At 66.0% G+C, this 26359-nt stretch carries 19 protein-coding genes; 9 read left to right on the forward strand and 10 right to left on the reverse strand.

Annotation, left to right across the window (positions count from 1 at the left end):
• The first annotated feature begins 44 nt into the window (after positions 1–44).
• The 3 genes from ACN9MB_RS18270 (at position 45) to ACN9MB_RS18280 (ending at position 4287) form a co-directional block, all read left to right on the forward strand.
• Positions 45–1739, forward strand: coding sequence for a trehalase family glycosidase (locus tag ACN9MB_RS18270; RefSeq protein ID WP_426269809.1), 1695 nt, complete (start codon positions 45–47; stop codon positions 1737–1739).
• On the forward strand, positions 1736–2803 hold the full coding sequence (locus ACN9MB_RS18275; RefSeq protein ID WP_426269810.1) for an alpha/beta hydrolase: 1068 nt from the start codon (positions 1736–1738) through the stop codon (positions 2801–2803). Before ACN9MB_RS18270 ends, ACN9MB_RS18275 begins: the two co-directional genes overlap by 4 nt.
• Positions 2804–2880: 77 nt before the next feature.
• Complete coding sequence (locus ACN9MB_RS18280; RefSeq protein ID WP_204637082.1) at positions 2881–4287, forward strand: sigma-54-dependent transcriptional regulator; 1407 nt, start codon at positions 2881–2883, stop codon at positions 4285–4287.
• Positions 4288–5273: 986 nt separating this feature from the next.
• On the opposite strand, the gene ACN9MB_RS18285 is transcribed toward ACN9MB_RS18280, so the two are convergent.
• The 4 genes from ACN9MB_RS18285 to ACN9MB_RS18300 form a co-directional block, all read right to left on the reverse strand.
• Positions 5274–6827, reverse strand: a complete 1554-nt coding sequence (locus ACN9MB_RS18285; RefSeq protein WP_426269811.1) for a response regulator — start codon at positions 6825–6827, stop codon at positions 5274–5276.
• A 67-nt stretch (positions 6828–6894) separates the two neighbouring features.
• Complete coding sequence (locus tag ACN9MB_RS18290; RefSeq protein WP_204637084.1) at positions 6895–7341, reverse strand: response regulator; 447 nt, start codon at positions 7339–7341, stop codon at positions 6895–6897.
• On the reverse strand, positions 7338–9134 hold the full coding sequence (locus tag ACN9MB_RS18295) for a sensor histidine kinase (protein WP_204637380.1): 1797 nt from the start codon (positions 9132–9134) through the stop codon (positions 7338–7340). The genes ACN9MB_RS18290 and ACN9MB_RS18295 overlap by 4 nt, the downstream gene beginning before the upstream one ends.
• An 86-nt stretch (positions 9135–9220) precedes the next feature.
• The gene (locus ACN9MB_RS18300; protein ID WP_204637085.1) at positions 9221–11623 is read right to left on the reverse strand and encodes a GH92 family glycosyl hydrolase; all 2403 of its coding nucleotides are present in this window, start codon (positions 11621–11623) and stop codon (positions 9221–9223) included.
• Between the two features lie 157 nt (positions 11624–11780).
• Here ACN9MB_RS18300 and ACN9MB_RS18305 point away from each other — a divergent pair, with 157 nt between their 5' ends.
• The 4 genes from ACN9MB_RS18305 to ACN9MB_RS18320 are packed head-to-tail and all read left to right on the forward strand — an operon-like array spanning position 11781 to position 16777.
• A complete protein-coding gene (locus ACN9MB_RS18305; protein WP_204637086.1) occupies positions 11781–12830 on the forward strand; it encodes a LacI family DNA-binding transcriptional regulator in 1050 nt (349 codons plus the stop codon).
• Between the two features lie 43 nt (positions 12831–12873).
• Positions 12874–14577 (forward strand): sugar MFS transporter, encoded by a 1704-nt coding sequence (locus ACN9MB_RS18310; protein WP_426269812.1) that lies wholly within the window; start codon positions 12874–12876, stop codon positions 14575–14577.
• Positions 14578–14591: 14 nt separating this feature from the next.
• Positions 14592–15569 (forward strand): carbohydrate kinase family protein, encoded by a 978-nt coding sequence (locus tag ACN9MB_RS18315; RefSeq protein ID WP_426269813.1) that lies wholly within the window; start codon positions 14592–14594, stop codon positions 15567–15569.
• Positions 15566–16777, forward strand: a complete 1212-nt coding sequence (locus tag ACN9MB_RS18320; RefSeq protein ID WP_426269814.1) for an AGE family epimerase/isomerase — start codon at positions 15566–15568, stop codon at positions 16775–16777. Before ACN9MB_RS18315 ends, ACN9MB_RS18320 begins: the two co-directional genes overlap by 4 nt.
• 283 nt (positions 16778–17060) lie before the next feature.
• Here ACN9MB_RS18320 and ACN9MB_RS18325 read toward each other — a convergent pair whose 3' ends face one another.
• The gene (locus tag ACN9MB_RS18325) at positions 17061–17672 is read right to left on the reverse strand and encodes a hypothetical protein (RefSeq protein WP_426269815.1); all 612 of its coding nucleotides are present in this window, start codon (positions 17670–17672) and stop codon (positions 17061–17063) included.
• Positions 17673–17874: 202 nt separating this feature from the next.
• On the opposite strand from ACN9MB_RS18325, the gene ACN9MB_RS18330 reads away from it, so the two are divergent.
• Together ACN9MB_RS18330 and ACN9MB_RS18335 are read left to right on the forward strand one after the other, a co-directional pair.
• Positions 17875–18687, forward strand: a complete 813-nt coding sequence (locus ACN9MB_RS18330; protein ID WP_426269816.1) for an SDR family NAD(P)-dependent oxidoreductase — start codon at positions 17875–17877, stop codon at positions 18685–18687.
• Positions 18688–18830: 143 nt separating this feature from the next.
• Positions 18831–19244, forward strand: coding sequence for a DoxX family protein (locus ACN9MB_RS18335; protein WP_426269817.1), 414 nt, complete (start codon positions 18831–18833; stop codon positions 19242–19244).
• 60 nt (positions 19245–19304) lie between these two features.
• Here the strand turns inward: ACN9MB_RS18335 and ACN9MB_RS18340 are convergent, their stop codons facing one another.
• From ACN9MB_RS18340 to ACN9MB_RS18360, 5 genes are all read right to left on the reverse strand, one after another.
• Positions 19305–21773 carry a tetratricopeptide repeat protein gene (locus ACN9MB_RS18340; RefSeq protein WP_426269818.1) on the reverse strand — a complete coding sequence of 823 codons (2469 nt, stop codon included), beginning with the start codon at positions 21771–21773 and terminating at the stop codon, positions 19305–19307.
• A 125-nt stretch (positions 21774–21898) separates the two neighbouring features.
• Positions 21899–23233: a hypothetical protein gene (locus tag ACN9MB_RS18345; protein ID WP_426269819.1), complete on the reverse strand. Its 1335-nt coding sequence runs from the start codon at positions 23231–23233 to the stop codon at positions 21899–21901.
• The gene (locus ACN9MB_RS18350; RefSeq protein ID WP_426269820.1) at positions 23230–24840 is read right to left on the reverse strand and encodes a VWA domain-containing protein; all 1611 of its coding nucleotides are present in this window, start codon (positions 24838–24840) and stop codon (positions 23230–23232) included. Before ACN9MB_RS18350 ends, ACN9MB_RS18345 begins: the two co-directional genes overlap by 4 nt.
• Positions 24841–24843: 3 nt before the next feature.
• Positions 24844–25866 (reverse strand): VWA domain-containing protein, encoded by a 1023-nt coding sequence (locus ACN9MB_RS18355; RefSeq protein ID WP_426269821.1) that lies wholly within the window; start codon positions 25864–25866, stop codon positions 24844–24846.
• Positions 25853–26356, reverse strand: a complete 504-nt coding sequence (locus ACN9MB_RS18360; RefSeq protein ID WP_426269822.1) for a DUF4381 domain-containing protein — start codon at positions 26354–26356, stop codon at positions 25853–25855. The genes ACN9MB_RS18355 and ACN9MB_RS18360 overlap by 14 nt, the downstream gene beginning before the upstream one ends.
• Positions 26357–26359 lie beyond the last annotated feature (3 nt).

Raw genomic sequence — 26359 nt, forward strand, 5'->3', positions numbered from 1 at the left:
AGCGCGATGAAAACCCACGATCACGCGCCCACCCGGGAGCCGATATGACCCGCCACGCCAAGACATCGTTGCTTCGCCCTCGCCTTATCGCCATCGCGCTGTCCTGCGCCGTCGCCACCACGGCGTTCGCCGCGGGCACGCCCGATCAGGCCAAGACGCGCGCCTATATCGACAAGGCCTGGACCACGCTCACGCGTTCGCAGGAAGACTGCGCGGCGCTGGTCGACACCAAGGTGGTCGGGCATCCGGTGCTCTACGTTCCCGCCGGGCAGGCCGTGCCGGAGGCCGTGACGGCGATCGGCAAGCGCTGCGGCGTCGACGTGCGTCCGCTGCCGAAGAAGGTCGAACAACTGGGCGACATCGACGCGACCAAGCTGCCGCAGCAAGGCCTGCTCTACCTGCCGCATCCGTACGTGGTGCCGGGTGGTTTCTTCAACGAGATGTACGGCTGGGACAGCTACTTCATCCAGATCGGGCTGGTGTCGGATCATCGCCTCGACCTGGCCAAGGACATGGTCGACAACGCGCTGTACGAAGTGGAGAACTACGGCGGCGTGCTCAACGCCAACCGCACGTATTACCTCAGCCGCTCGCAGCCGCCCTTCCTCACCGCGATGATGGCGGCGGTGCTGGACGATCCGGCCGCCTTCGCCAATGCCGATGCGCGACGCGAATGGCTGGCCAGGGCGTATCCGCTGGCGGTGCGCAACTACGAGATCTGGACGCGGCCCGAACATCGCGCGGGCGATACGGGGCTGTCGCGCTATTACGACCTGGGCAGTGGCCCGGTGCTGGAAGCGAAGGACAGCGAGTACTACAAGGGCGTGATCCGCTGGCTGCGCTCGCATCCGAAGGACGATCCGGGTTACCTGATCAAGGGCGCCGAGCATCCGAACGATGCGGAAGCGGCGCAATTGAAGGACGCCAGCTGCGACGTGCGCGCATCGAAAGTCTGCGAAGGCGCGTGGGTGGACGGTTATCGCCTCACCGCCGACTACTTCCACGGCGACCGCGCGATGCGCGAGTCGGGCTTCGACACCAACGCGCACTTTGGCCCGTTCGGCGGCTCCACCCATCACTATGCCGACGCCAGCCTCAACAGCCTGCTCTATCGCTACGAACGCGACCTGCACGATTTCGCCCTGCAACTCGGCAAGGCCGGCGAGGCGGACCAGTGGGCCAAGGCCGCCGAGGCGCGCAAGTCGGCGATGGACAAGTACCTGTGGAATGCGCAGGCCGGCATGTATCTCGACTACGACTTCATCGCCGGCAAGCCGTCGCCGTATCCGTACGTGACGACCTATTACCCGCTGTGGGCCGGCATGGCTTCGCCGCAACAGGCCGCGGCGTTGCGCAGCAAGCTCAAGGTGTTCGAGCGCAAGGGCGGCCTGAGCATGGACAACCATGCGGCCGGCGTGCAGTGGGGCGAACCGTTCGGCTGGGCGCCCACCAACTGGCTGGCAGTGAAGGGTCTGGATGATTACGGCTTCCACGACGACGCGCGCCGCCTCGCCGGCAAGTTCGCCGCCACGGTCGACCAGGGTCTGGCCGACGACGGCACCATCCGCGAGAAATACAACATGGTGCTCGGCAACGCCGACGTGAAAGTGATGGCCGGCTACAGCGAGAACGTGGTCGGCTTCGGCTGGACCAACGGCGTCTGGCTGAAGCTGCACGAGTTGCTCGATGTCAAGGCGAAGAAGGCCGCCCCCGCCGCCAAGACGGAGAAGACGCCGTGAAGCGCGGCGTCGCGCTTCGGTTTGCGCTCGCCGCAGTGATGTCGTGCGGCGTGCTTCACGCGCAGGAAGCCAAGCCCACCATCAGCGCCGACGGCAGCGTGCACGTGGGCAAGATCACCCTGCCGTACTCCTCGGAAGCCTCGCCGGAGGCGCGCGCCTTCTTTCCCAAGATGCTCGCCGCCGGCAGCAAGGCGCCGCCGATCACCGCGCCGATCGAACAAAGCCGCGCGTTCTACGACCGCATGAACACCGACCGCGCCCATCGCCTGATGGCGCTCTACCCGGTGAAGACCCATCGCGAAACCATCGCTGGCGTGCCGGCGGATGTCGTCGAGCCCGCCCAGGGCATCGCACCCGAGAACCAGGGACGCGTGCTGATCAACCTGCACGGAGGCGCCTTCCTGTGGGGCGCGCACAGCGGCGCGCTGGTGGAATCCATCCCGATCGCCAGCCTGGGCCGCATCAAGGTGATCAGCGTGGACTACCGGCAGGGGCCTGAGAACGTCTTTCCCGCCGCCAGCGAGGACGTGGAGGCGGTCTATCGCGCCCTGCTCAAGCAGTACAAGCCCGGCAGCATCGGCATCTACGGCTGTTCGGCCGGCGGCGTGCTCACCGGCGAGGCCGTGGCGCGACTGATCACCGACAAGCTCCCCGTACCCGGCGCCATCGGCACCTTCTGCGGGTCGGTGGTGGATATGGCCGGCGATTCGGTGATGGTGGGCCCGCTGCTCAACGGCGCCCCGGTCCCGGACCACCCGTTGCGGCTGGGCGAGCTGCCCTACTTCAAGGGCGCCAGCGCCAACGATCCGCTGGTTTTTCCCGGACTTTCGCCGGAGTTGCTGCACCAGTTTCCGCCCACCCTGCTGATTACCGGCACCCGCGATGCGGCCATGAGCGCCGTCATCCGAAGCCAGACCCTGCTCAGCCAGGCCGGCGTGACCACCGAACTGCAGGTGTGGGAGGGCATGTGGCACTCCTTCTTCTCCGACCCGGAGATGCCTGAATCCAGGGCTGCCTACGCGACCATCGTGAAATTCTTCGACAAACATTTGACGCGCGGATAGACATTCACGCAGATGAGTCTTTGCCCCCCGCGAGGGGGGCGGTTATCCTAGCCGTGTCCACAGCAAACAGTGACGACATGAGCCAACAGACCGTTCTGGTCATCGACGACGAACGCGATATTCGCGAGCTTCTCACCATCACCCTCGGCCGCATGGATTTGCTGGTGGATGCGGTGGGCACCGTGACCGAAGCCCGACGCGCCCTCGCCGAACGGCACTACGACCTCTGCTTCACCGACATGCGCCTGCCCGACGGCAACGGCCATGAGGTGGTGGAGCTGATTTCCGCCGAACATCCCGACACGCCGGTGGCGATGATCACCGCCTACGGCAACGTGGACGCGGCGGTCAGCGCGCTCAAGGCGGGCGCCTTCGATTTCGTTTCCAAGCCGGTCGACATCCAGATGCTGCGCCGCCTGGTGCGCACGGCACTGCGACTGGCCGAGGAAAAACGCAGCGGCCAGGCCGCCGCCAAGCCCGACGGCAACGAACGCCTGATCGGCGACTCGGCGGCCATGCAGCAGGTGCGCGCCACCATCGGCAAGCTCGCGCGCAACCAGGCGCCGGTGTACATCGCCGGCGAATCGGGCGTGGGCAAGGAACTGGTCGCCCGCCTGATCCACGAGCAGGGCCCGCGCGCCACCGGCCCGTTCGTGCCGGTGAACTGCGGCGCGATTCCGTCCGAACTGATGGAAAGCGAGTTCTTTGGCCATCGCAAGGGCAGCTTCACGGGAGCAGTCGGCGACAAGGAAGGCCTGTTCCAGGCCGCCCACGGCGGCACCTTGTTCCTTGACGAAGTGGCCGAGCTGCCGCTGCACATGCAGGTGAAACTGCTGCGCGCGATCCAGGAAAAGGCCGTGCGCCCGATCGGCGCGCGCGAGGAAGTGCCGGTCGACGTGCGCATTCTGTCGGCCACGCACAAGAACCTCGCCGCACTGGTGGAGCAAGGCCAGTTCCGCCAGGACTTGTTCTACCGCATCAACGTGATCGAACTGCGCGTACCGCCGCTGCGCGAACGCCGCGGCGATGTGGCGCAACTCTCCAACTTCGTGCTGCGCCAGCTCGCCAATAAGAGCGGTGGCACCCCGGGCCACCTGCTGCCGGCCGCGCAACAGGCGCTGGACAGCTACGACTTCCCGGGCAACGTGCGCGAACTGGAGAACATCCTCGAACGCGCCATGGCGATGTGCGACGGCGACCAGATCGACGTCAGCGACCTGATGCTGCCGCAACGCTCCGCCCGCTCGCATGCCGAAGCGCCAGCACCTGCTGCCACTGGCACACCAGCCGCCGAACCGACGCCGGTTGCAGCGGCGGCACCGACCGCCAATGGCGGCCTTGACGACTACATCAGCAATCTTGAGCGCACGGCGATCATCAAGGCGCTGGAGGAGTCGCGCTACAACAAGACGGCGGCAGCAAAGAAGCTGGGCATTACGTTCCGGGCGCTGCGTTACAAGTTGAAGAAGCTGGGTATCGACTGAGGGTGGTTTGTCGATGCACACGAGAAGGCCGCACTTGTTGCGGCCTTTTTTGTTTTTGGATCGTCATTCCGAGTCTCGCTTCGCATCCGCCTCTGCCCACCTCCGTTCGTGCACGCTTTCCTGTGGCAGCGCACTTGTGCGCGACTGGCCACGCCGGATGTACCGCTCCGTCGGCTTGTCGCGCACAAGTGCGCTCCCACAATAGTTCGGCAGCCCATTGCAACTCGCTTCTCCCTCTCCGCTCCGGGGAGAGGGGCGGGTGCTCGCGGAAACCCGCGTGCTTTCTGTGGGAGCGCACTCTGTGCGCGACAGCCACGCTGGGATGTATCGCTCCGTAGGTTTGTCGCGCACAGGGTGCGCTCCCACAGTAGCCCTGCAGCTCTCGCTCTTAGCTCCTGGCTCCTGGCTCCTGGCTCCTGGCTCTTGGCTCTTGGCTCTTGGCTCTTGGCTCTTGGCTCTTGGCTCTTGGCTCTTGGCTCTTGGCTCTTGGCTCTTGGCTCTTGGCTCTTGGCTCTTGGCTCTTGGCTCTTGGCTCTTGGCTTCGGCTCTTGGCTCTCAGGGGTCCCCGTATGACGCGGCGGGTGGGTGGAGGATCAGCCCGCAGGGTGGCCGGCATGGATGCCGGCCAGTTTTTCGCCAGGGCAGGATGCCCTGTCGAAAAACCCCGCAACCCACCCGCGCACCTGGAGGGCCGCTAGGCCCGGAAGGCGCGTCATCCGGGGGGCCCTTCTCTTTGGTTACTTTCTCTTGGGCAAGCAAGAGAAAGTGACCCGGCCTTCCCGAAAAGGGGACTAGCTTTGCGTCGCCGGCAGGAGGACGGAAGCCCGCGGCAGGCGAGCCAGGTCGCCGTATCGCGACAACTAAACACTGAGGCTCTGGATCCCGGCCTGCGCCGGGATGACAAGCTAGGGAACGTTCCCGCGAGCACCCGCCCCTCACCCCAACCCTCTCCCCGGAGGGGAGAGGGAGCAAGAGCACGCGCTACCTCACATCGGCGCCGGCGGCCCCGCCCCCGCCGCACTCGCCTCCAACGCCTCCCTCACCGTCTTCAACAACCGCAACGTCGAGATCGGCTTGTCGATCAGATACAGATGCTCCATCACCGGCAACTCGTCCATATCCGGCGGCGCATCCGGCCGCGCGAGCAAAAGCACCGCGCCGCGATAACCGTGGTCGAACAAGGCCGCCAAGGTGCGCACGCCGGTGAACAGGTTCATGTCCGCATCCAGCACCACCAGATCCGGCACACCCTGCGCCTCCAGCCACTGCAACGCCGCGGTACCGCTCTGGCTCGCGTGGGCCTGGTAGCCCCACGAGTCGAGCGTATCGACCAGCAGCGAGAGTTGACCGGCCTCTTCCACCACCACCAGCACGCGTTCGGCTTCGCCCTGCAGGTTCGCCGTCTCCTGCTCTTCCACATCGGCAGGCTGCTGCATCAGCGGGATGTGCATGTGGAAGCTCGTGCCCTCGCCGGGCGCGCTTTCCACGCGCATCACACCGCCGTGTGCGGTGATGATGCGTTTGCACGACACCAGTCCCAGGCCCGTGCCGCTCTCCTTGGTGGTGTAGAACGGTTCGAACAGATGCCGCAACGCCGCCTCGTCCATGCCGGTGCCGGTATCGGTCACGGTAAGGCAGACGTAATTGCCTTCGCGGCGTTCCTCGCCGGGCTGGAAGAAATGTTCCGGCAGCGCGGCGAGCGAGGTGCCGATGCGCAGCTTGCCGCCCTCGGGCATCGCCTGCAGCGCGTTGAGGCTGAGGTTGAGCAGGCATTGCTGCAGCTCGGTGTGATTGCCGTCGAAGCTCAGTTCGGGATCGCAGTCGTCCAGCTCGAGCGTCACATTGCGCGGCACACTGCCTTGCAGCAGCAACCCGAGTGCCTCGAGCAGCGCGCTCACGCGCACCTGCTCGGCACGGCGCGCGCCACGGGCGAAGGACAGCATGGACTGCACCATGTCCAGGCCGCGCTTACCGCAATCGCGCACCAGCCGGCCCAGGCGCGCCAGCCGGGGATCTTCCTGGTAGTCCTGCAGGCTGTCGCCGGCGAGCAGCAACGGTTGCAGCAGGTTGCGCAAGTCGTGGCTGAGGCCACCGGCCAGCATGGCCAGGCTCTCGAAGCGCTGCGCGCGGATCAGTTCGGTTTCGGCGCGTCGCCGCGCGCGCTGCGCTTCCGCCTCGCGCATGGCGCGGCGAACGGCGGAGGCGAGTCGTGCGGGATTTTGCTTGAGGATGTAATCGGTGGCGCCATTGCGCAGCGCTTCGATGGCGGCTTCTTCGCCCAGCGTGGCGGAGACGAAAATGAAAGGCAGGTCCTGGTCGCGTTCGCGCAGGATGTCCAGCGCGCGCTGGCCCGAGAACCCCGGCATGCTCAGGTCGGACAACACGATGTCCGGCTGGAATTCGTTGAGCGCCGCGAGGTATTCGCGCTCGGCATCCACCAGGGTCACGTCGTATTCGATGTGATCGGCGTCCAGTTCGGACAACACGAGCTCCGCATCGAGCTGGCTATCCTCGATCTGCAGTACACGGATTCGGGGCAACGCCCACTGCTGCCTGTCCACTTTCAACTACTCCGTCGTGCCGCTAACCGTTGCCATTTCGTTGCGCTCAGCTATGGTCAGGCCCTTGGTTGAGGACTGCCCAGAACTGCCCCAGGGTTCGTACCGCTTCGAAAAACTGGTCGACGTCGACCGGCTTGATCACGTACGCATTCGCGCCGATGTCCCAGCTGCGCGCCAGATCGCTCTCTTCCCGCGACGACGACAGGATCACCACCGGCACGCGGCGGAAGCGGTCGTCGGCACGCAACTGCGTGAGCACTTCGAGGCCGCTCATGCGCGGCATCTTGATGTCCAGCAGCACCACGGCCGGATCGACCGGTTCGCGCCCGGCCCATTCGCCGCGGCAATAAAGGTAGTCCAGGCAGTCCACGCCGTCTTCGACATGCACCACCGGGTTGGCCAGGTGGGCACCGGCCAGCGCATCCAGGGCCATTTCAGCGTCGGCGAGACTGTCCTCGACGAGCAGGATGGTACGCAGGTCTCGATGGTTCATGGGCGCCTCTGCGCGAAGCTTTCTGCGAGGTCCGAGGACGGCAGGGTGAAGTGGAAACGCGCGCCCTGCCCGGGCTGGGCGTCGGCCCACACACGTCCGCCGTGTCGCGTCACGATGCGACGCACGTTGGCCAGGCCGATGCCGTTGCCCGGGAATTCCGAGGCACGATGCAAGCGCTGGAACACGCCGAACAGTTTACCCGCGTATTGCATGTCGAAACCGGCGCCGTTGTCGCTCACCACGAATTCGTAGCTGCCGTCGCGGTGGCGCTGCACGTCCACGTCGATGCGCGCCACTTCGCATTTGCCGGTGTATTTCACCGCGTTGCCCATCAGGTTCTGCCACACCGTGCGCAGCATGTTCTCGTCGCCGATGACGATCGGCAGCGGCGCGATCGACCATACGATGTGGCGGCCGTGCGCATCGGTTTCGGCCAGCGCGCGCGCCTCGTCCGCGAGCGACTGCATGTCCACCGGCTGCAGGCGCAGGGCGCCGCGACCCAGGCGCGAGAACACCAGCAGGTCTTCGATCAGCAGCGCCATGCGCCTGGCCGCGTCGTTGATCACTTCGATGTAGTGGCGCGAACGTTCGTCCGCGCCCTCGCCCAGGTGCTGCTGCAGCTTGCCGGCGAATCCGCTGATGTGGCGCAGCGGTGCACGCAGATCGTGCGACACCGAATAGCTGAAGGCTTCCAGCTCGCGGTTCACATCCGATACCTGCTCGATCTTGCCTTCGAGCTGGCGGTTGAGCTCCTTCACCTGCTGCTCGACCAGCGCGCGGGCGGTGACGTCGCTGAGGGTGAGCAGCAAGACCGGATCGCCGCCGTTGTCCTGCTCCAGGCGGCGGGCATTGATCACCACGTGACGGTCAACGCCATCGACGGTGCGCTGGATGAGTTCGTAATCCCACAGCTCGCGATCCAGCAGCAGCACGTCGTTCAAGCGTTGCAGCAGCGCGCCGTCGCTCCAGGCGCCGTCACCGATCTCGGTCAGCGGCAGCGATTGCCGGAAATCGGGCGGCAATCCATACAGTTCGCCAAAGGCCGCATTGACCAACAGGGTGCCCAGGGTGGAGTCGAGCAGCGCGATGGGTTCGCGCACGGCCTGCACGATCAGCTGCGAACGCTGCACGGCCTGGCCTTCGCGCACTTCGGCACGCAGGCGGCGGCTGATCTGCCGCTCGGACACGATCACCACGATGGTCAGCAACAGCACCTGCGCAATCGCCGTGATGGTCAGCGCCAGTTCGCTGTTGAACGATTCGCGGTTGGCCGCATCGCGGCGATTGAGCAGCGTGCCGTTCTCGTTGCGCACGATCCCGTCGATCAGATCGTCCATCTTGAACAAGGTGCCGGAGTCGCGCATCGCATCCGATGCGCCGGCGTCATCGCCGTGATCGTGCCGCATGATGGCCTGCCCGCTCAGCGCGAGACGTCCGCTGACGGTGGAACTGAGCGAGCCGATCAGCGCCTGCTGGTCCGGACTGTCTCGCGTCATGTCGCGCAGCTGTTGCAGCAGGCCAGGCGTTTCGTGCGCGGCCCGTTCGGCGCGCATGCGCACCGTCGCATCCGCATCGCCGTGGAGCAGGCGGTAGATGGCCGCCTCGCTGTCCCTGGTGACATAAGCGATACGGTAGGTAAGCGATTTCACCTCACTGGAGTGGGTGACTCGCTCATTGGCCTGAATGGCTTCACTGGCACCGCTGCGCGTCACCACGTAGGGCAAGGCCACGATCACCAGCACAGCCGCCAGCAGACCGCCCAGGCGCCAGCGCAGGGCGACGCGGTCCTTCATGGCCGGCCGTAACGTCGACGCCAGTTTCCAGGATGAGCGCAACATGTCAGGCATGGTTGCAGAATCACCCCAGCTAACGCCACCTCTTAAAGCGGCGTTTTCCCTGACTTTTTGTCCGAACTAGCCGAGACCTTGGTCGTAGACACGCTCATCGAGGCTGGGCGGGCGTTTGCGGCTTGTCCCCAGGCCCGGTTCGGCTCGGCCTGCATGGTGAAGTGCAGCTCGCCGCCGGCAACGATTTCGCCGTGACGCAGGAACACCCGCTCCAGCGGCTTGCCGTTGAGCGTCACCGAACCGACATACGGGTGGGCGTCATCCAGCGGATCGGCCGTGACGGTGAAGGTCTTGCCGCCCGGCAGATGCAGGGTGGCACGCCCCACGAACGGGCGGCCGATGGCGTACTCGTCGCTGGCCGGCGTCACCGGATAGAAACCCAGCGCCGAGAAGATGTACCAGGCCGACATCTGGCCGAGGTCGTCGTTGCCGGCCAGGCCGTCCGGACGGTTGGCGTACTGGCTGTCCATGATCTGCTTGAGGCGCTTCTGGGTCTGCCACGGCGCGCCCGCGTAGTCGTAGAGATAGGCCAGGTGATGGCTGGGCTCGTTGCCGTGCGCGTACCAGCCGATCAGGCCGGTGATGTCCTCGACGTTGGCGAAGTGCGACTTGTCGACCTTGGCCTCGAACACGCTGTCGAGCTTGCTGACGAACTTGTCGTCGCCGCCCATCGCCTTGATCAACGCGGCGACGTCCTGCGGCACGTACCAGGAGTACTGCCACGCGTTGCCTTCGGTGTAGTCGCTGCCGTAGCCGGCCGCATCGGGGTTGAACGGTTCGCGGAAGCTGCCATCGGTCTTGCGTGCGCGCATGAAGCCGGTCTTCGGGTCGTACGCATTGCGCCAGTTGCCGGCACGCTTGTCGAAGGTCGCAGCGATGTCCTTGCGGCCCATCGCCTTGGCCATCTGCGCCAGCGACCAGTCGTCGTAGGCGTATTCGAGCGTCTTGGATGCGGCTTCGGGTTCCTTGTCGATCGGCACGTAGCCGAGCTTCATGTAATCGCCCAGGTCGCCATACGGCGCATACGTCGCACTGGCCACCATCGCCTTCAGCGCGGCGTCGGCGTCGAAGCCGCGCACGCCCTTCACGTAGGCATCGGCGATCACCGGCACGGCGTGGTAACCGATCATGCACCAGGTCTCCAGGCCCTGGTACGCCCATACCGGCAGGATCCCGAACGGGCTGGTTTCACGCGAGGCAATCAGCGAGCGGATGAAGTGGCTGCTGCGCTCGGGCATCAACAACGCCATCAGCGGCTGCTGTGCGCGGTACACGTCCCACAGCGACCAGGTGGAGTGGAATTCGAACTTGCCGTTCTTGTCGACGGCCTCGTGCACGGCGCCATCCGGGCCGCGGAACTGGCCGTTCACGTCCATGCTGAGGGTGGGCGACAGCAACGCGTGATAGAGCGAGGTATAGAAGCCGACGCGCTGATCCTTGCTGCCTTCCACATCGATGGCGGCGAGCGCCTTGTCCCACTGGCCGCGGGCTTCGGCGCGGCGCGCATCGAAGTCCCAGCCCTGGCCCTCGGCATCGAGGTTGGCGATGGCGTTGGCTTCGCTTACCGAGGAAATGGCCACCTTCACGCCCAGCGGCTGCTTGAGCATGCCGAAGTCGAACACGCCTTCGAGCGCGCGGCCGCCTTGTGCGTCATGGTCTTCCGGCTGATAGCCCGGGCCCTTGAAGCCCTTGTAGAGGATGTCGGTTTCGCGGTTGTAGAGCGTGCGCGACGCCATCGGCTGCGAGAAACGCATGGCGAAGCACAGCTCGCGGCCCGGTGCCCAGCCCCGCGTGGTGCGGCAGCCGGTGACGGTGCCGTCTTCGCGCACGCGCAGGCTGGCCCACAGCACCTTGCCCTCGTAGTCGTAGATGCTCGGGCGCAGGTCAAGCAACAGGTGTGCCGGCTTGCCCGCCGGGAAGGTATAGCGATGCCAACCGATACGGCGACCGGCGGTCAGCTCGGCGCGGACGTTGTAGTCGCTCAGCGTCACGGCGTAGTAGCCGGCCTGCACCACCTCGCTGTCGTGGCTGAAGCGCGAGCGGTAGCCGCTGCCGGGCTTGGCCGGGTCGCCCTGCTCCAGGCGCACGTCGCCGGCAATCGGCATCACCAGCACGTCGCCCAGGTCCGAATGGCCGGAGCCGGAGAAATGCGTATGCGAGAAGCCCAGCAGGCTGCCGTCGCCGTACTGGTAGCCGGCGGCCCACTTGTAGGCGTGCTTGAAGTCCGGCATGGCCGTATCCGGCGACAGCTGGATCATGCCGAACGGCACCGTGGCGCCGGGGAAGGTATGGCCGTCGCCGCCCGTGCCGATGCGGGGGTCCACATCGACCGAATGCCCCTCGGCCGCCCTCACGGGAGCCGGTGCAGCCAGGCAAAAAGAGACCGCGGCGGCCAACAAACTGGGCAGCCATGCACGGAAACGCAAAGAACGCATAGAATTCCCCGAACGAGTAGATTTGAATCGTTCTAATTTCGCCTGAAGCTAACATCTCTGCAGGCATCGTTGCATGCTGCGTCGCGCCATCGAAATCGGTTCCGTTCGCGGGCGGACGCAGGTACCTTTGGATCGTTCCAATCAACCCAGGCCTGCGATGGAAAGCCAGACCCCGGTCGGTAGAAAGATCACACTCAACGACATCGCAGCCGGCTGCGGTGTGTCTCGCGCCACGGTTTCGCTGGTGCTGCGTGGCAGTCCCCTCGTCAATAAGGTTACCCGGGCACGGGTCGAGGAAGAACTGCGGCGCCAGGGATACGTCTACAACCGGGCCGCGGCCAACCTACGCCGGCGTACGTCGTCGAGCGTGGCCTTGGTCATCAACGAATTGGCGAACCCGTTCTTCGCCGAATTCGCTGCGGGCGTGGACGAAACCCTGGGCACGGCCGGCTTCGTGACGCTGCTGGGCAGCTCCGGCGACTCGGCCGAGCGCGAGCACGCCGTGCTCGGCTCGCTGATCGAGCACGGACCGGGCGGCATCATCCTTTCGCCTGCCGAAGACAGCGAAGCCCGCAAGGTGCTCGCCGCGGTGGGCACCCACACGCCGGTGGTGCTGTTCAACCGCGAGCTGGGCGGCGAGCTACCGGAATACGCGCACTGGGACCGGCTGATGCTCGACAACGAGCGCGGCGCCCGCCAGGCCACCGAACACCTGATCAAGCAGGGTCATCGCCATATCGCCTTCTTCGGCGGGCACGACCATGCCAGCTCCACCCGCGAACGCCATGCCGGCTATGCGCAGGCGATGCAGGCGGCCGGCCTTCCGGTAGAAGCGCAGTGGCGCGTGCAGAGCACGCCGACACGCATCGATGCCGCGCGGGCCGCGGGTGAGTTGTTCGAAGGCAAGGGCAGCGCGCCCACCGCCGCCGTTTGCTACAACGACGCGGTGGCGCTGGGCCTGATGCTGGGCCTGCACCAACATGGACGACAGGCAGGGCGCGATTTCGCCATCACCGGCTTCGACGATATTTCAGAAGCCTCCATGAGCATGCCTTCGCTCACCACGCTGTCCACCGCTCCCCGCGCACGCGGGCGCCAGGCGGCGGAGATGCTACTCGCCCGCCTGCGCGATCCGCAGGCGCCCTCGGGCACCATCATCGCGCCGGTGGAACTGGTCGTGCGCGAAAGCAGTTGTCCCCCTCTCTGATCCATATGTCCTTGATCCACGTTTCCTGACCCACGGATTCCGCATGGCCTTTGCAGCACCTCCCACTCAGTCGGCGACATCGTCGTCGTCGGCCTCCGGCTCCACGCGCTACACCGATTACCCGATGGCGATGGCGGTCACCACCACGATCTTCTTCATGTGGGGTTTCCTGACCGTCCTCAACGACATCCTGATCCCGCATCTGAAGACCGTGTTCGAGTTGAACTACGCGCAGGCGATGCTGGTGCAGTTCACCTTCTTCGGCGCGTATTTCCTGATGTCGCTGCCGGCAGGACGGCTGGTCGCGGCGCTCGGTTACAAGAAGGGCATCGTGGCGGGACTGGCGATTGCCGCGGTAGGCGCGTTCGGTTTCTGGCCGGCGGCGTGGTCGCATGCCTACCCGGCCTTCCTTGCCGCGCTGTTCGTGCTGGCCACCGGCATTACCGTGCTGCAGGTGGCGGCGAATGCGTACGTGGCGCTGCTCGGCCCGGAACGCACCAGCTCCAGCCGCCTCACGCTGGCGCAGGCGATGAACTCGCTGGGTACGACGCTGGGCCCCTGGTTCGGCGGTCTGCTGATTCTTTCCGCCGTGGCTTTCAGCGTGCCCGATGCCGTACGCAAGGCGCCGGAAACCGTGCAACTGGTGCAGACGCTCAACGATGCGCCGCCCGCGCAGGCCGTCGACGCGATTCGCCAGGCACCGCCGGAACGCCTGGTGGCCGCATTGAACGATGCCGCCGCCGGCGCGCTTGACCGTCTCCCCGCCAGCGACGTGGCCGCGGGTATCGCGCGCCTTCCCGCGGACCAGCTGCCGCACGCGCTGGACAAGCTCTCGGGTGCACCCTTGCTGGCCACGCTGGCCTCGCTGTCGCAGCAGCAACTGGCCGCGTTGCCGGCGGCCAATCTGGCCACTGCGCTGGACAAGCTCGCCTCCTCGCATCTCAATGCCGACGATGCCGCTCAGCTGGCCAAGGTGCGTGCAGACCTGGCTCCGGCCACGTCGCAGCAATTGACCGGTTATCGCCAGCAGCAGGCCGAGCTGGTGCAGAAGCCGTACCTCGGCTTGGGTTGCGCATTGCTCATCCTCGCCGTGGTGGTGTGGCTGTTCCGCCTGCCGCCGCTGACCGAGTCGACCGAAGCGGCCGACACCACGCACCACACCTTGATGGACGCGCTGCGCCACAGCCACGTGTTGTTCGGCGTGCTGGCGATCTTCTTCTACGTCGGCGCGGAAGTGTCGATCGGCAGCTTCCTGGTGAACTACCTGTCGCTGCCTGAGATCGGCCACATGAGCGAGCAGCAGGCGGCGCACTATGTGTCGCTGTACTGGGGCGGCGCCATGGTCGGCCGCCTGGCCGGTTCGGCGCTGCTGGTCTACATCAACCCGCGCAAGCTGCTCGCTGCGTTCGCGGGCGTGGCCGGCCTGCTGGTGCTCACCACCATGCTCACCCACGGCGACGTGGCGATGGTCAGCGTGATCGCCATCGGCCTGTTCAATTCGATCATGTTCCCGACCATCTTTGCGCTCGGCATCGAACGCATGGGTCCGCTCACCGGCAAGGCCTCGAGCCTGCTGATCATGGCCATCGTCGGCGGCGCGCTGTTGCCGCTGGCGCAGGGCCTGCTGGCCGACCATATGGGCATCCAGCACGCCTTTATCCTGCCGTTGCTCTGCTACGGCTACATCGTGTTCTACGGTCTGCGCGGCTCGCTGGTTCGCGACCCCGTCACGCCCGCTCCCCACTGACGAGTTTCCCGTTGATGTCACGCACTATCCTCTGCTTCGGCGAAGCACTGATCGACTTTCACAGCGAAGGCGGCGACGAAGCCGGCTTTCCGCGCAGCTTCGTGCCCTACGCGGGCGGCGCGCCGGCCAATGTGGCCGTGGCCGTGGCACGCCTGGGCGGCGATGCCGCCTTTGCCGGCATGCTCGGCAAGGACATGTTCGGCGACTTCCTGCTCGACAGCCTCAAGCGTGTCGGCGTGAATACGAACGGCGTGGCGCGCACCGATGAAGCGAACACCGCGCTCGCGTTCGTGTCGCTGGATGCCAGCGGCGAACGCAGCTTCAGCTTCTATCGTCCACCGTCGGCCGACCTGCTGTTCCGTCCCGAACATTTCCATGCGGAAAGTTTCGAGGGCACGGCCGTCTTCCACGTCTGCTCCAACAGCATGACCGATGCCGCGCTGGCGGAAACCACCCGCGACGGCATGCGTCGCGCGCACGCGGCCGGCGCGCTGGTGAGCTTCGATCTCAACCTGCGCCCTGCCCTGTGGCCGCGCCAGGTGGAACCGCGACCGCTGCTGTGGCCGGCGCTGCATCTGGCCGACGTGGTGAAGCTCAGCGCGGAGGAATTCGCCTGGCTCGCCGTCGATGGCGAAGAAGCCGCGCTGGAAAAGCTGTGGGAAGGCCGCACGCGCCTGGTCATCATCACCGACGGTGCGAAGGCGCTGCGCTGGTTCCATCCCGACGTGGAAGGCGAGCTGCCGGTGTACGCCGTGCCTGCGGTGGATACCACGGCCGCGGGCGACGCGTTCGTCGGCGGCCTGCTCTATCAGCTGGCCATGCTCGAACACACCGACGACCGCATCGATCACCTGATCACCGAACTGCCCCGCCTGCATGCAGCCCTGCGCTTCGCAGCGGCCTGTGGCGCGCTCACCGTGACGCGCCAGGGTTCGTTCTCGGCCATTCCCGACGAAGCCGAAGTGCTGAGTTTCATGGAGACCTACGCATGACCACCACGCCCGATTTCCGCAGCGAGGCGTTCCTGCGCGAACACATTGCGCAGACCATGGCGTTCTACCACCCGCACGCGATCGATCCGGCCGGCGGCTTTTTTCATTACTACAAGGACGACGGCACGATCTACGATCGCAGCCACCGTCACCTGGTGAGCAGCACGCGTTTCGTCTTCAACTACGCGATGGCGTACAACGAGTTCGGCAACGCCGAGTACCTCGATGCCGTCCATCACGGCCTGCGCTACCTGCGCGAGGTGCACCGCAATCCTGCCACCGGCGGCTATGCGTGGACGATCCGCGACGGCAAGCCCGAAGACACCATGTACCACGCGTACGGCGTCGCCTTCGTGCTGCTCGCCTACTCGACCGCGAAGAAGGCCGGCGTGCACGAGGCCGAAGCGTGGATGGACGAGACCTGGGAACTGCTCGAGCAGCGTTACTGGGATGCCGAGGCGGGCCTGTACCGCGACGAGGCGAACGACCAGTGGCAGTTCACCGACTATCGCGGCCAGAACGCGAACATGCACATGTGCGAGGCGATGCTCGCCGCCTACCAGGCCAGCGACGAACCGCGCTACCTGGAACGCGCGCTGCAGCTGGCGGACAACATGACGCGCCGCCAGGCCGCCAAGGCCGATGGCCTGGTGTGGGAACACTACGACGTGAACTGGAACGTCGACTGGAAGTACAACCTCGACAACCCCAAGCACCTGTTCCGCCCGTGGGGCTTCCAGCCCGGCCATCAAACCGAATGGGCCAAGCTGCTGCTGATCATGGAGCCGTTGCTGCTGGAGCGCGGGCGAGAAGTGGAGTGGCTGGCGCCCACCGCCAAGCACCTGTTCGACACCGCGCTGGCCAATTCGTGGGACAACGAGTTCGGCGGCATGGCCTACGGTTTCGCACCCGACGGCAAGGTCTGCGACGACGACAAGTATTTCTGGGTGCAGGCCGAATCGCTCGCCGCCGCCGCGCTGCTGCACGCCCGTACCGGCCTGGCCGAATACGATGCGTGGTACGAGAAGCTGTGGGCCTATTCGTGGAAGCATTTCGTCGACCACAAGTACGGTGCGTGGTATCGCATCCTGACCCGTGACAATCGCAAGTACGACGACGAGAAGAGTCCTGCCGGCAAGACCGACTATCACACCATGGGCGCGTGCTATGAGGTGATGGCGATGGTGCGCGACGGTGGGGTTCCGTAGGGAATCCTGGTTGGGTTTGTTGGTGAAAGGTAGTCCGTAGCCAAAGTTGCAGGGCTACTGTGGGAGCGCACTTGTGCGCGACAAGCCACACCGGGAGGTATCGCTCCGTTGGCTTGTCGCGCACAAGTGCGCTCCCACAAAAGAAGACCCACACGTTCCCGCGAGCACCCGCCCCTCACCACCGTAAAGGTGGCAATGCCCCGACCCTCTCCCCAGCGGGGAGAGGGAGAAGTGAAGTGCATCGCGAAATAAAGAGAGGGCATAACGCCCCTCTCCCATCCATTTACTTCGCTTTCGCCTTCGGCGTCACCGTCACCGCCAGCGCCTCCACATAGGTCGCGACCACCATGTCGCCCACCTTGAGCTTGGACAGCTGCGCCTGGCGCTCCGGGTTCTTCACCTCGATGGTGCGCTCCTTGCCGTCGGGTCCGGTGAGCGTCACCGTGTGGTTCTTCAGATCCACCGCGGACAGCTTGCTGGTCACCGTGACCGTCTGCCCGGCCTTCATGCCCGGCTCGCTGCCCTTGGGCGCGGTGGCCTGGCCCGCCTGGTAGTCCACACCGGCCTGGGCGCTGTCGGCCGGCATCACCTGCACCGCCACCGCCGACTGGTAATGCGCGGTCACCTGGTCGCCGGCTTGCACCTTGTCGAGGTTCTGCACTTCGGGGCCGGCCTGGACGGTCACTTCCTTTCCCTTGGGTCCCTTCAACGTCACCATGCGCGTGGCCTGGTCCACCGACACGACGGTCGCGGTGATCGTGCGGTCTTCCCGCCCCAGCTCATGCACGGTGGAATTGACGGGCGCCTCGGTCTGCTGCGCCCATGCGAAAAGCGGTGTCGACAGCGCGATGGCTGCGGTGATCAGGCAGCCGGTGGAACGTTGGAAATGCTTCATGGCGGGTCTCCTCTGAGTGTCGATCGCCCAGGTCACGCGGCACCCGTCATGTTCGTCCAGGATGTGGCGCGTCACGAGCGTAAAACCACTCGGCCGGGCTACGTACTTCTACCCAGGCCCGGGGCGTGACAGCGCAGCGACGCAGGCGCAAGCTTGCGGGCATCCGCGTGGCGCTCGCCTCGCGCCCTTGCCGGAGACACGCATGTCCGTCGCAGAACCGCTCGACACCGTCCTCATCACCGGCGCATCCAGCGGCATCGGCGCCACCTATGCCGATCGCTTCGCCCAACGCGGCCACCCGCTGGTGCTGGTAGCGCGCAATGCAGCCAGGTTGCAGGAACTGGCTGCGCGTCTTGAGCGTGAATATCGCGTAAAAGCCGATGTGCTGGCGGCGGACCTTACCTCGTCGACCGAACGGGCCAAGGTCGAGCAGCGCCTGCGCGACGACGACAGCATCGGCATCCTGGTGAACAACGCAGGGGTGGGTGGCGGGTCGGTGCTGGCGCAGGCCTCGCCCGAGGTCGTACAGGGCATGATCGAACTCAACGTCACCGCACCGTCGCGGCTGGTTGCCGCGTTGCTGCCGCGACTGCTGGCGCGCGGTCACGGCAGCATCATCAATATCGCTTCGGCGCTGGCGATTGCGCCGGAGCTGTTCGGCGGCGCCTATGCCGCCAGCAAGAGCTATGTGCTGACCTATACCCTCGCGCTGCACAAGCAAGTGGCCAAGCATGGCCTGCGCGTGCAATGCGTGTTGCCGGGCGTCACGCGCACCGAGATCTGGGACCAGATCGGCGGGCTCGATGCGATTCCCGCGCAGATGATCATGGAAGTGGACGAAATGGTGGATGCCGCGCTCTCCGGTTACGACCAGGGCGAAGTGATCACCATTCCCTCGCTGCCGGATATCGAGGAATGGAACCGCTTCGACGAAGCACGACGCCGCATGGCACCGGAGCTCTCGCGCAACGTGGCCGCCGACCGCTACAAGAGCGACATTCCCGAAGACGCCTGAAATGCGAAGGCCAGCTGCGCCATCCGGTGCGCGCTGGCATATAGTGGGGCCGACCGCGCCGCCCCGGCGGCGCGATCCACGCGGAGCATCACTCGCGCGCCTTGCACAGCGTCACGCTTGCGTAGAACCATGGGAGAACGACCATGCGATATACGTTATTGGCAGGCAGCAGGGACGGTTTGCTTCTCCTTGCCCGCCTCTTGCTGATGGTTCTGTTCGTGATCTTCGGCTGGTTCAAGGTCACCGGCTTTTCGGCGACCGTGGCCTATATGGGCTCGGTCGGTGTTCCGATGCCAACGGTCGTCGCATCTGTCGCGGTGTTCCTGGAGTTCGTCGTGGGCCTGTCCATCGTGGTGGGCTTCTATACGCGCCCGCTGGCCTTGTTGCTGGGTTTCTACACCCTGGCCGCGGCGGTGATCGGGCACCAGTTCTGGCATATGGTCGATCCCGAGCGCATCGGCACGATGATCAATTTCTACAAGAACGTGAGCATCAGCGGCGGACTGCTGCTGTTGTGCGTCGCCGGTCCGGGCAGGTACTCGCTGGACAAGCGATAGGCGGTCCGCTGGCCGCTGGCGCCTGACGCGACGACTCGCGTCAGGCCGGGCACGCTCCGCTCAATGGAAGCTGGGCGCATCGCCGCCGCCCAGGCTTTTCAGCAACTCGTGCGCTTCGCGCGAACGCGGGGCCACGGCCACCAGTCGCTCGGCGTAACCGCGCGCCTTGTCCGCGTTGCCGGCATCGCGCTCCGCGCCTGCCAGCGCGAACAGCAACGACGGATCGTATGGCGACGCACGCAGGCTTTCCTCCCACAGCTTGCGCGCCTGCTCGCCCTTGCCGGCCGAGTTCAGCGCCACCCCGTACGCATAGGCGAAACGCGGATTGGCGGGATCGGCGCGATGCGCGCGCTCCAGCCAGGACAGCGCCTGCTGCGGCTGGTTCTGTCGGACCAGCGCAAGCCCCTTCGCGTGCAGCAAGCTGGCGTTCTCGGGCACGAGCGCCAGGCCTTCGTCGATGACCTTGACCGCTTCGTCCTCGCGCCCCGCGGCGCGAAACATGTCGGAGAGATTCACATAGGCCGGCACGAAATCCGGTTGCAGCTTCAGGGCCTGACGGAATGCCTGCTCCGCAGCGGCAGTATCGCCGCGTTCGACATAAACCAGCCCCAGGTCGAAATGCGACTCCGGCCGCTCGGCTATCGCGGCCTGCGCTTGCCGGTAAACGGCGAAGGCGCGATCGCGTGCGGCGCGTTGGCCGGCATCGAGCGGTGCATCCGGCACGCCGGCCAGCACACGCCCGGCCTTGACCCGAACGGCGAGCACCGGATCGTCCGCCAGTGCCGCCGCCATCGGCCCCCGCACTTCCGGCAGGAAGGCGAGCAACGCATCCAGTGCGGCCTCGCGCATCAGCGGATCGGCGTCGCCCAGCGCGGCCTGTAGGGTGGGCACGGCGTCCAGGCTCGCGTAGTGGCGCAGTTCGTCGACCGCCGTGGCGCGCGCAATCGTCGGCGAGCTCGCGTCGGCGGCCAAGCGGGTCAACAGCGAGGCCGCGCCAGGCTTGCCACGCCGCGCGGCATCCAGTGCGTCGACGAAGTGCTGATAGCCCTTGCGTTCGGGACCATGTGCCTTGGCGATGGCGTCGGCGGCCCACTGCGCGCCCTTGTCCGCGTGGCACTGGGCGCACGCATTGGGCACGCCGTACTGCACGGTGAGATCGGGGCGCGGCACGCGGATGGAATGATCCGGGCGGGCGTTGATCACCATGTAGTTCTTCGACGGCATGTGGCAGGCCACGCATTGCGAACCCGCGCTATCTTGCTTGTGCATATGGTGGGCCGCCGTGTCGTACACGGCCGGCGTATGGCAGCTCTCGCACAACGCGTTGCCCTGCGCCCGCGTCTTGCCGGTGTGCGGATCGTGGCAGTCGCTGCAGGTGACGCCCTTGGCGTACATGCGGCTCTGCAGGAACGAGGCATACACGTAGACCTCGTCCAGTTGCTGTCCGTCCGCGTGATAGCGGCCTTCCGTGAGCAGCACCGGATCGTGCGTATCCATCAGGCGGCCCGTGGGCGCGGTGTCCTTGGCGATGATGCTGCGCCGCGAATGGCAGACCGCGCAGGTTTCCACTTCGCGGTGCGTCGCCAATGGCGCGCTGCGTGCGGGATTGCCGGACACCGGGTTGGCAATCCAGTGCACGCCCTTGCGTTCGTCCAGCGCGATGCCCAGGCCCATCGAGGGATCGGTCTTTTTCATCGCTTCGCTGGCCTTCGACCATTCGAGGTGGCGCGAACCGGGACCATGGCAGGCTTCGCACGCCACGTTGATCTCGTTCCAACTGGTCTTGAAGGTGTTGCTGGTGAGGTCGTAGTTGCGCTGCACGTTGGTGGAATGGCAGTCCGCGCACATGTAGTTCCAGTTCTGGTTCAGGCGCGTCCAGTGCAGCGTGTCGTGCGCATCGATGTGTTCGCCAGGATAGAGATTGAACCAGCGCTGCCCGCCTGCCGTCGCGGGGCGCGCATCCCAGGCGGTGCGCAGCGCCTGCAGGCGGCCATCGGGAAACGCCACCAGGTATTGCTGCAGCGGGTAGACGCCGAAGCTGTACTTCACTTCGAATTCGCCGGGCTTGCCGTCCGGCCCGTCGGTCTTCACGAAGTAGCGGTTGTCGCGCTTGACGAAGCTGGCCGTGGCACTGTCCTGCTTCAAGGTGTTGCCGTCGAACCGCCCCGCCACGGTCTTGTCGTCCGCCACTTGCATGGCGAGTGCGTGATGCGAGGTCTGCCAGGCCTGCGTTTCCTTCGCATGGCAGGAGGCGCAGGCTTGTGCACCCACGTAATGCGCCGCTGGCAGCGCAGCCGCTGCAGGCGTGGGGACGGTGGCCACCGATGCCACGGGCGTGGTCGCCACGCCGGGCGACGGCACGCGCAGCCACCAGAGGCCCAGCAGCACGAGCACCAGCACGCCCAGGCCCAGCGGCATCCACCAGAGCCGACCTTGCCCTTGCCCGGAAGGTGCCACCACGGGCGGCGTCGGGCGCGCGGACGCCGTCTTGCCAGAGCGCTTGCCGTGGCTCCTCTTGGAACGCGCCATCCCTTCGTCTCCCCGCCTACGGTTTGAGTTCTGCGCACCTTTCCTGGGGCACTGTTTTCCACCGGCTGCGCGGGCATGGTAGCGGCCGCGGGCGATGAAGCCGTGAAAGCGCAACGATGGATGGATCAGGCGAACGGATTCAGTGGCGGCAACGCGCTCCGGTGACGCCAGCGGCGCCGGCTGTGTTTCCAGCGCTGTCTTGCACTGCCCAACGCATCGACCAGCGCCGATGCCGACCACGCCGATCCACCCGGCCCGTACAGCGCATCCTGCACGCCGGCCCACTGCGCGCGCAGCGTGGCGTCGCCGTAGCGGCTGGCCCATGCACTGACGCTCGCGGGTGCACCGTCATCGGCTGCGCGGCGCACCCAGGCATCGACCGCCTCGGCCACCACGGCCGCCGAGCTGGCATGGCGTTGGCGCCTGACCGCACGAAAGGCCACCGGCTCAGAGTGGCGCCGGCGATATCGCCATGCCCGCCATCGCTGCCAGCCGCGCCGGCAGGCATCGCGAAAGAACCAGCCGATCCATCCCAGCACGATCAGCAGCAGCACGGCCAAACCGGCATCGCTGGAAAGCCAGCCGATCAGGCGTGGCATGAATCCACGCTCAGGCAAGGCGAAGCGTGGCTTGTCCGGAGCGCCCCACCACGCGTGGAAACGCACCTCGGGTGCCGTGCTTTCACGCCATTGGCGGGTGCGGCTGTCCAGCCAGCGCACGGTGACCGCCGGCAAACGATAGTGGCCGCGATGCCCAATCACGTAGCTGGCCGTGTCCACGCGGTCGCCACCAACGAAGCCGCCGTGACTGTCGACCGCATCGCGCGTGACTGGCGAGGCGGCGTACAAGGTAAGTCCATCGACCGGCGCGAAGGTCGTCGGCGGCAACATCATCGCCGGTGCGCCTTCGGCCACGATCTCGATGCGACGCGTGACGGTGTCGCCCACGTGCAGGCTGCCGTCCTGTGGCGTGACGGTCTGAGTGAGCTTGACCGAACCGGCGATCAACGCCTCGCTCACATCGGGCGGCAACACCAGCGCACGCACACTGAGCGAAAGCGGCTGGGTCTGCACGCTGACCGGCGTGCGTGCGGCGCCCACGTGCGCGGTGATCTCGAACGACGGTATCTCCATCGCGCCCGACATCAGCGGCGTGATGAGATAGGTGCGCGAAACGCCCGACCAGGTTTGCCCATTCACCGTCTCCACCAGGTGACCGGGCGTCTCGTCGGACAGCGACAGATAGGCACCGTCGACATGCAGCTCGGGCAGCACCGGGGCATCGGTGAAGAAATCCGGCGTGAGCAGATCCACCGCGATACGCGCCGTCTCGCCCTGCATCAGCGAGCCGGACGGCACCGCGTGCACACGCACCTGCACGGGAGGCGCTGGCGGCGCCGCTTGATCAGCGTGCGCCATGATCGCGACCCAGCACAGACAACTCGCCAGCCAGGCCTTCATGGCGGTGCTCCCCCATTGCTCGACGCAGCGGCCGGCTGGCCGCTCTCGATGCTGAACTTGGTACGCAGGAAATCGGCCGGCGACACGCTGAGATTGCGCATCCATACGTCGGCCGGCAATGGCATCAGGCGCTGGCCCTGCACCGTCGAGGTGTCCTTGCCCTGCTTGCCTTCCTTGTCCTGCTTGATCTGGTCGGGGCGCGTATCCTCGTCCTGCTTTTCCGGCGGGACGTCAGCCCGCTGCTTGATCAGGATCGTCATCAACTGCAGATTGGCTTCCGCCTCCGGGAAGGGATGGCGCATGCGCAGCGCCTCGTTGTAGGCATCCTTGGCCTCCTCGTATTCGAACTGGTGCGCATAGCTGTTGCCGGACATCAGCTTCGCATCGGCGCCGGGCAGCGTCTCGAAGATCTTCTGCGCGTCTTCCCAGCGTCCATGCTGATAGAGCGCCAGGCCCTTCCAGTACGGATTCTGGAAATGCTGCGCGGCCTGCTCGAAGTCGCGATGCTCGTAGTACCAGCGCCCTTGCTGGTCGGGCGTAAAGAACCAGCCGGCCACCTGCCAGTCGGCGGCCGATGCCGTCGACGGCATCGCGCCGACACCGACGAATCCCAGCACGAGCACCCATCGCACCACCCAACCACGACGGAACCAGAACACGCCGAGCAACACCAGCGGATAGCACAGGAAATAGCCGTATTCCTTCCAGTGCACGGAGGATTTGTCGTTCATGATCTGCAGGTGATGCAAGGCCTCGCGCTGCACCCACTGCATGTCGGCATTGCCGGCGGTGATGCTGGTGAGCGGGATATGCGCCTGCGAGGCGAGTCGCTGCAGAGCCTGGTCGTCGAGCTTCGCCTCGATGGGCGCACCATCCTGTCCGGTCTGCATGGCACCGGACGCGGTACGCAGGGGACCGCCCTTGGTCGTGCCCACGGCCAACATCAACACCTGCTGGCGCGAGCGCTGGTGATGCGCCACGAATGCCGGTATCTGCGCATCGTCGAAGCCGCTGGTGAAGAACACGATGGTGCCGGGATCGCTTTCCGCATCGAGCAGCCGATCGGCCAGCGCCAACGCGGCGGCGGCGTTCTGACCCTTGCCCGGCAGCAGGTCGGTGCTGAGCGCGGAAAGGAACATCTCCATCAGCGCCGCATCGTCCGTGGGGGGCAACACCATGTGCGCGGTGTTGGTATACACGATCAGGCCGGTGCGCCCACCCACCCGCAAGCTCATCAGGTCGCGCACCTTTTGTTTCGCGCGTTCCAGCCGCGTAGGCGACACATCGATGGCATTCATCGCGGGCGACAGATCCATCGCCACCATCATCGGCGCGCGGTCTTCCGCAAACGGTGGCGATTCCAGTTCCCAGGTCGGGCCGGCACAGGCGATGCTGCCGATCACGATCACGGCGCAGACGAGATGGATCGGACGCGCACGCCAGTGCTCGCTGTCGCCCACCACCAGATGGGCCAGCAGATGCGGCGCGATCATGCCCTTCCAGCGCTGCAGCGGATCGTTGCGCCGCTGCCACCACCACAGCAGCAGCGGGCCGAGCGGCAGCAGCAACAGCCATAGCGGACGGATGAAATGGAAACCCTGCTCCATCGCTCAGCTCCCCGGCGTCTCGGGCGAGAGCGATGCGCTGGCATGCCTGCGCGCCAATGGCGCCAGCACACCCAGCATCAGCAGGTGATAGGCGATCATCAGCAACAAGGCCGCGCCCAGCGGGATGTAATACAGCTTGAGCTTGGGCCGGTAGACCGAGTGCTTGACCTTGCTCGGCGTGACGCGATCGAGCAAGGCGTAGATGCCTGCCAGCTGCTCGCCATTCTCGCCGCGGAAACTTCGCCCGCCGGTAGCCGTCGCGATGCGCTGCAGCGCCGCCAGGTCCACGCGGTTCTCACCCTTGGCATCGGGGTCGCCGATGCCGATGGTATGGATGACGATATGGTTGGCCTTGGCGATCTCGGCGGCCTTCTCCGCCGGGATGCGACCCGCCGTGTCGTTGCCGTCGGTAAGCAGGATCAGTACGCGTTCGCGCTGTTGCGAACTGGCGGTCATCTTCACCGCCACACCCACCGCATCGCCGATGGCGGTCTGCTCGCCGGCCATGCCCACGCGCAATTCGTCCAGCAACTCGCGCACGGCCACGTGATCGAGCGTCAGCGGCGCCTGCGGAAACGCATTGGTGCCGAACACGATGAGCCCGATGCGGTCGGTGGCGCGACGGCGGATGAAATCGTCCACCACGCCCTTTACCGCACTCAGGCGATCGACGCGCCGGCCCTGCGCATCGAGGAAGTCCGGCGTTGCCATCGAACCGGACAGATCGATCGCCAACAGCAGGTCGCGCGCCGATTCGGTGCGTTCGATCGGCGGCTCCAATCGCTGCGGCCCGGCCAGGGCCAACACCAGCAGCGCCCAGCATACGGGCGTTAGGATGCGCCGCAGCCAGTTGCCGCGCAGGATCACCGCGCCACGTGCCGGCGTCTGCCCGGTGGCCTTGGCCAGGTCGTCGAAGAACGGCACGCGAATCGCCTTCGTGCGTTCGCCGTAGGGCGGCAGCAGCCACCATGCCAGCAAGGGCAACGGCAGCAGGAGCAGCAGCCAGGGGTATTCAAGCTCGAACATGGTGGTCGATCCATCGATGCAGCAAGGCCATCAGCGAGGCGAGTTCGTCGTTGCCGATCGCGCCATCGCCGTAGGCAAGCCGGTCGAGCGTGCGACCGGGACCTTGCACGAACCCGCCCTGGGCATAGGTGCCGTCGAGATAACGAAGCCACGCATCGCCGCTCATCGGCGCCACCGGTTGCCGCGGCGCCCAGGCCAACACCGTGCGTTTGACCAGGGCAGGAATCGAGGCCATCGCGTCGGCTCGCCGCGCCGGATCGACCAGCGCATCTTCAATCGCAGCCAGCTCGGCCTGTGCCTCACGCCGATAGCGATTGCGCATCCACTTGCGCCACTTGAGCAAGGAAAACACGAGCAGGCCAAGCAGAATAAGGCCGCCCAGCACCCACCAACCCGCTGTCTGCGGCATATAGGACACCGGAGGCGGCTGCGGAATGTCCTTGAGATCGGCGATGGACGCTATCGGGACTTTGGCGGCGGGCAGCAGCATCGC

Source organism: Dyella kyungheensis (genome assembly GCF_049913195.1).
GTDB lineage: Bacteria > Pseudomonadota > Gammaproteobacteria > Xanthomonadales > Rhodanobacteraceae > Dyella > Dyella kyungheensis.

What these genes read in the sequence shown, in the direction of transcription:
- ACN9MB_RS18270 (WP_426269809.1), top strand. Translation starts at nt 45, where the DNA reads ATGACCCGCCACGCCAAGACATCGTTGCTTCGCCCTCGCCTTATCGCC.
- ACN9MB_RS18280 (WP_204637082.1), top strand. Translation starts at nt 2,881, where the DNA reads ATGAGCCAACAGACCGTTCTGGTCATCGACGACGAACGCGATATTCGC.
- ACN9MB_RS18290 (WP_204637084.1), bottom strand. Translation starts at nt 7,341, where the DNA reads ATGAACCATCGAGACCTGCGTACCATCCTGCTCGTCGAGGACAGTCTC.
- ACN9MB_RS18295 (WP_204637380.1), bottom strand. Translation starts at nt 9,134, where the DNA reads ATGAAGGACCGCGTCGCCCTGCGCTGGCGCCTGGGCGGTCTGCTGGCG.
- ACN9MB_RS18300 (WP_204637085.1), bottom strand. Translation starts at nt 11,623, where the DNA reads ATGCGTTCTTTGCGTTTCCGTGCATGGCTGCCCAGTTTGTTGGCCGCC.
- ACN9MB_RS18305 (WP_204637086.1), top strand. Translation starts at nt 11,781, where the DNA reads ATGGAAAGCCAGACCCCGGTCGGTAGAAAGATCACACTCAACGACATC.
- ACN9MB_RS18310 (WP_426269812.1), top strand. Translation starts at nt 12,874, where the DNA reads ATGGCCTTTGCAGCACCTCCCACTCAGTCGGCGACATCGTCGTCGTCG.
- ACN9MB_RS18315 (WP_426269813.1), top strand. Translation starts at nt 14,592, where the DNA reads ATGTCACGCACTATCCTCTGCTTCGGCGAAGCACTGATCGACTTTCAC.
- ACN9MB_RS18320 (WP_426269814.1), top strand. Translation starts at nt 15,566, where the DNA reads ATGACCACCACGCCCGATTTCCGCAGCGAGGCGTTCCTGCGCGAACAC.
- ACN9MB_RS18325 (WP_426269815.1), bottom strand. Translation starts at nt 17,672, where the DNA reads ATGAAGCATTTCCAACGTTCCACCGGCTGCCTGATCACCGCAGCCATC.
- ACN9MB_RS18330 (WP_426269816.1), top strand. Translation starts at nt 17,875, where the DNA reads ATGTCCGTCGCAGAACCGCTCGACACCGTCCTCATCACCGGCGCATCC.
- ACN9MB_RS18335 (WP_426269817.1), top strand. Translation starts at nt 18,831, where the DNA reads ATGCGATATACGTTATTGGCAGGCAGCAGGGACGGTTTGCTTCTCCTT.
- ACN9MB_RS18340 (WP_426269818.1), bottom strand. Translation starts at nt 21,773, where the DNA reads ATGGCGCGTTCCAAGAGGAGCCACGGCAAGCGCTCTGGCAAGACGGCG.
- ACN9MB_RS18345 (WP_426269819.1), bottom strand. Translation starts at nt 23,233, where the DNA reads ATGAAGGCCTGGCTGGCGAGTTGTCTGTGCTGGGTCGCGATCATGGCG.
- ACN9MB_RS18350 (WP_426269820.1), bottom strand. Translation starts at nt 24,840, where the DNA reads ATGGAGCAGGGTTTCCATTTCATCCGTCCGCTATGGCTGTTGCTGCTG.
- ACN9MB_RS18355 (WP_426269821.1), bottom strand. Translation starts at nt 25,866, where the DNA reads ATGTTCGAGCTTGAATACCCCTGGCTGCTGCTCCTGCTGCCGTTGCCC.
- ACN9MB_RS18360 (WP_426269822.1), bottom strand. Translation starts at nt 26,356, where the DNA reads ATGCTGCTGCCCGCCGCCAAAGTCCCGATAGCGTCCATCGCCGATCTC.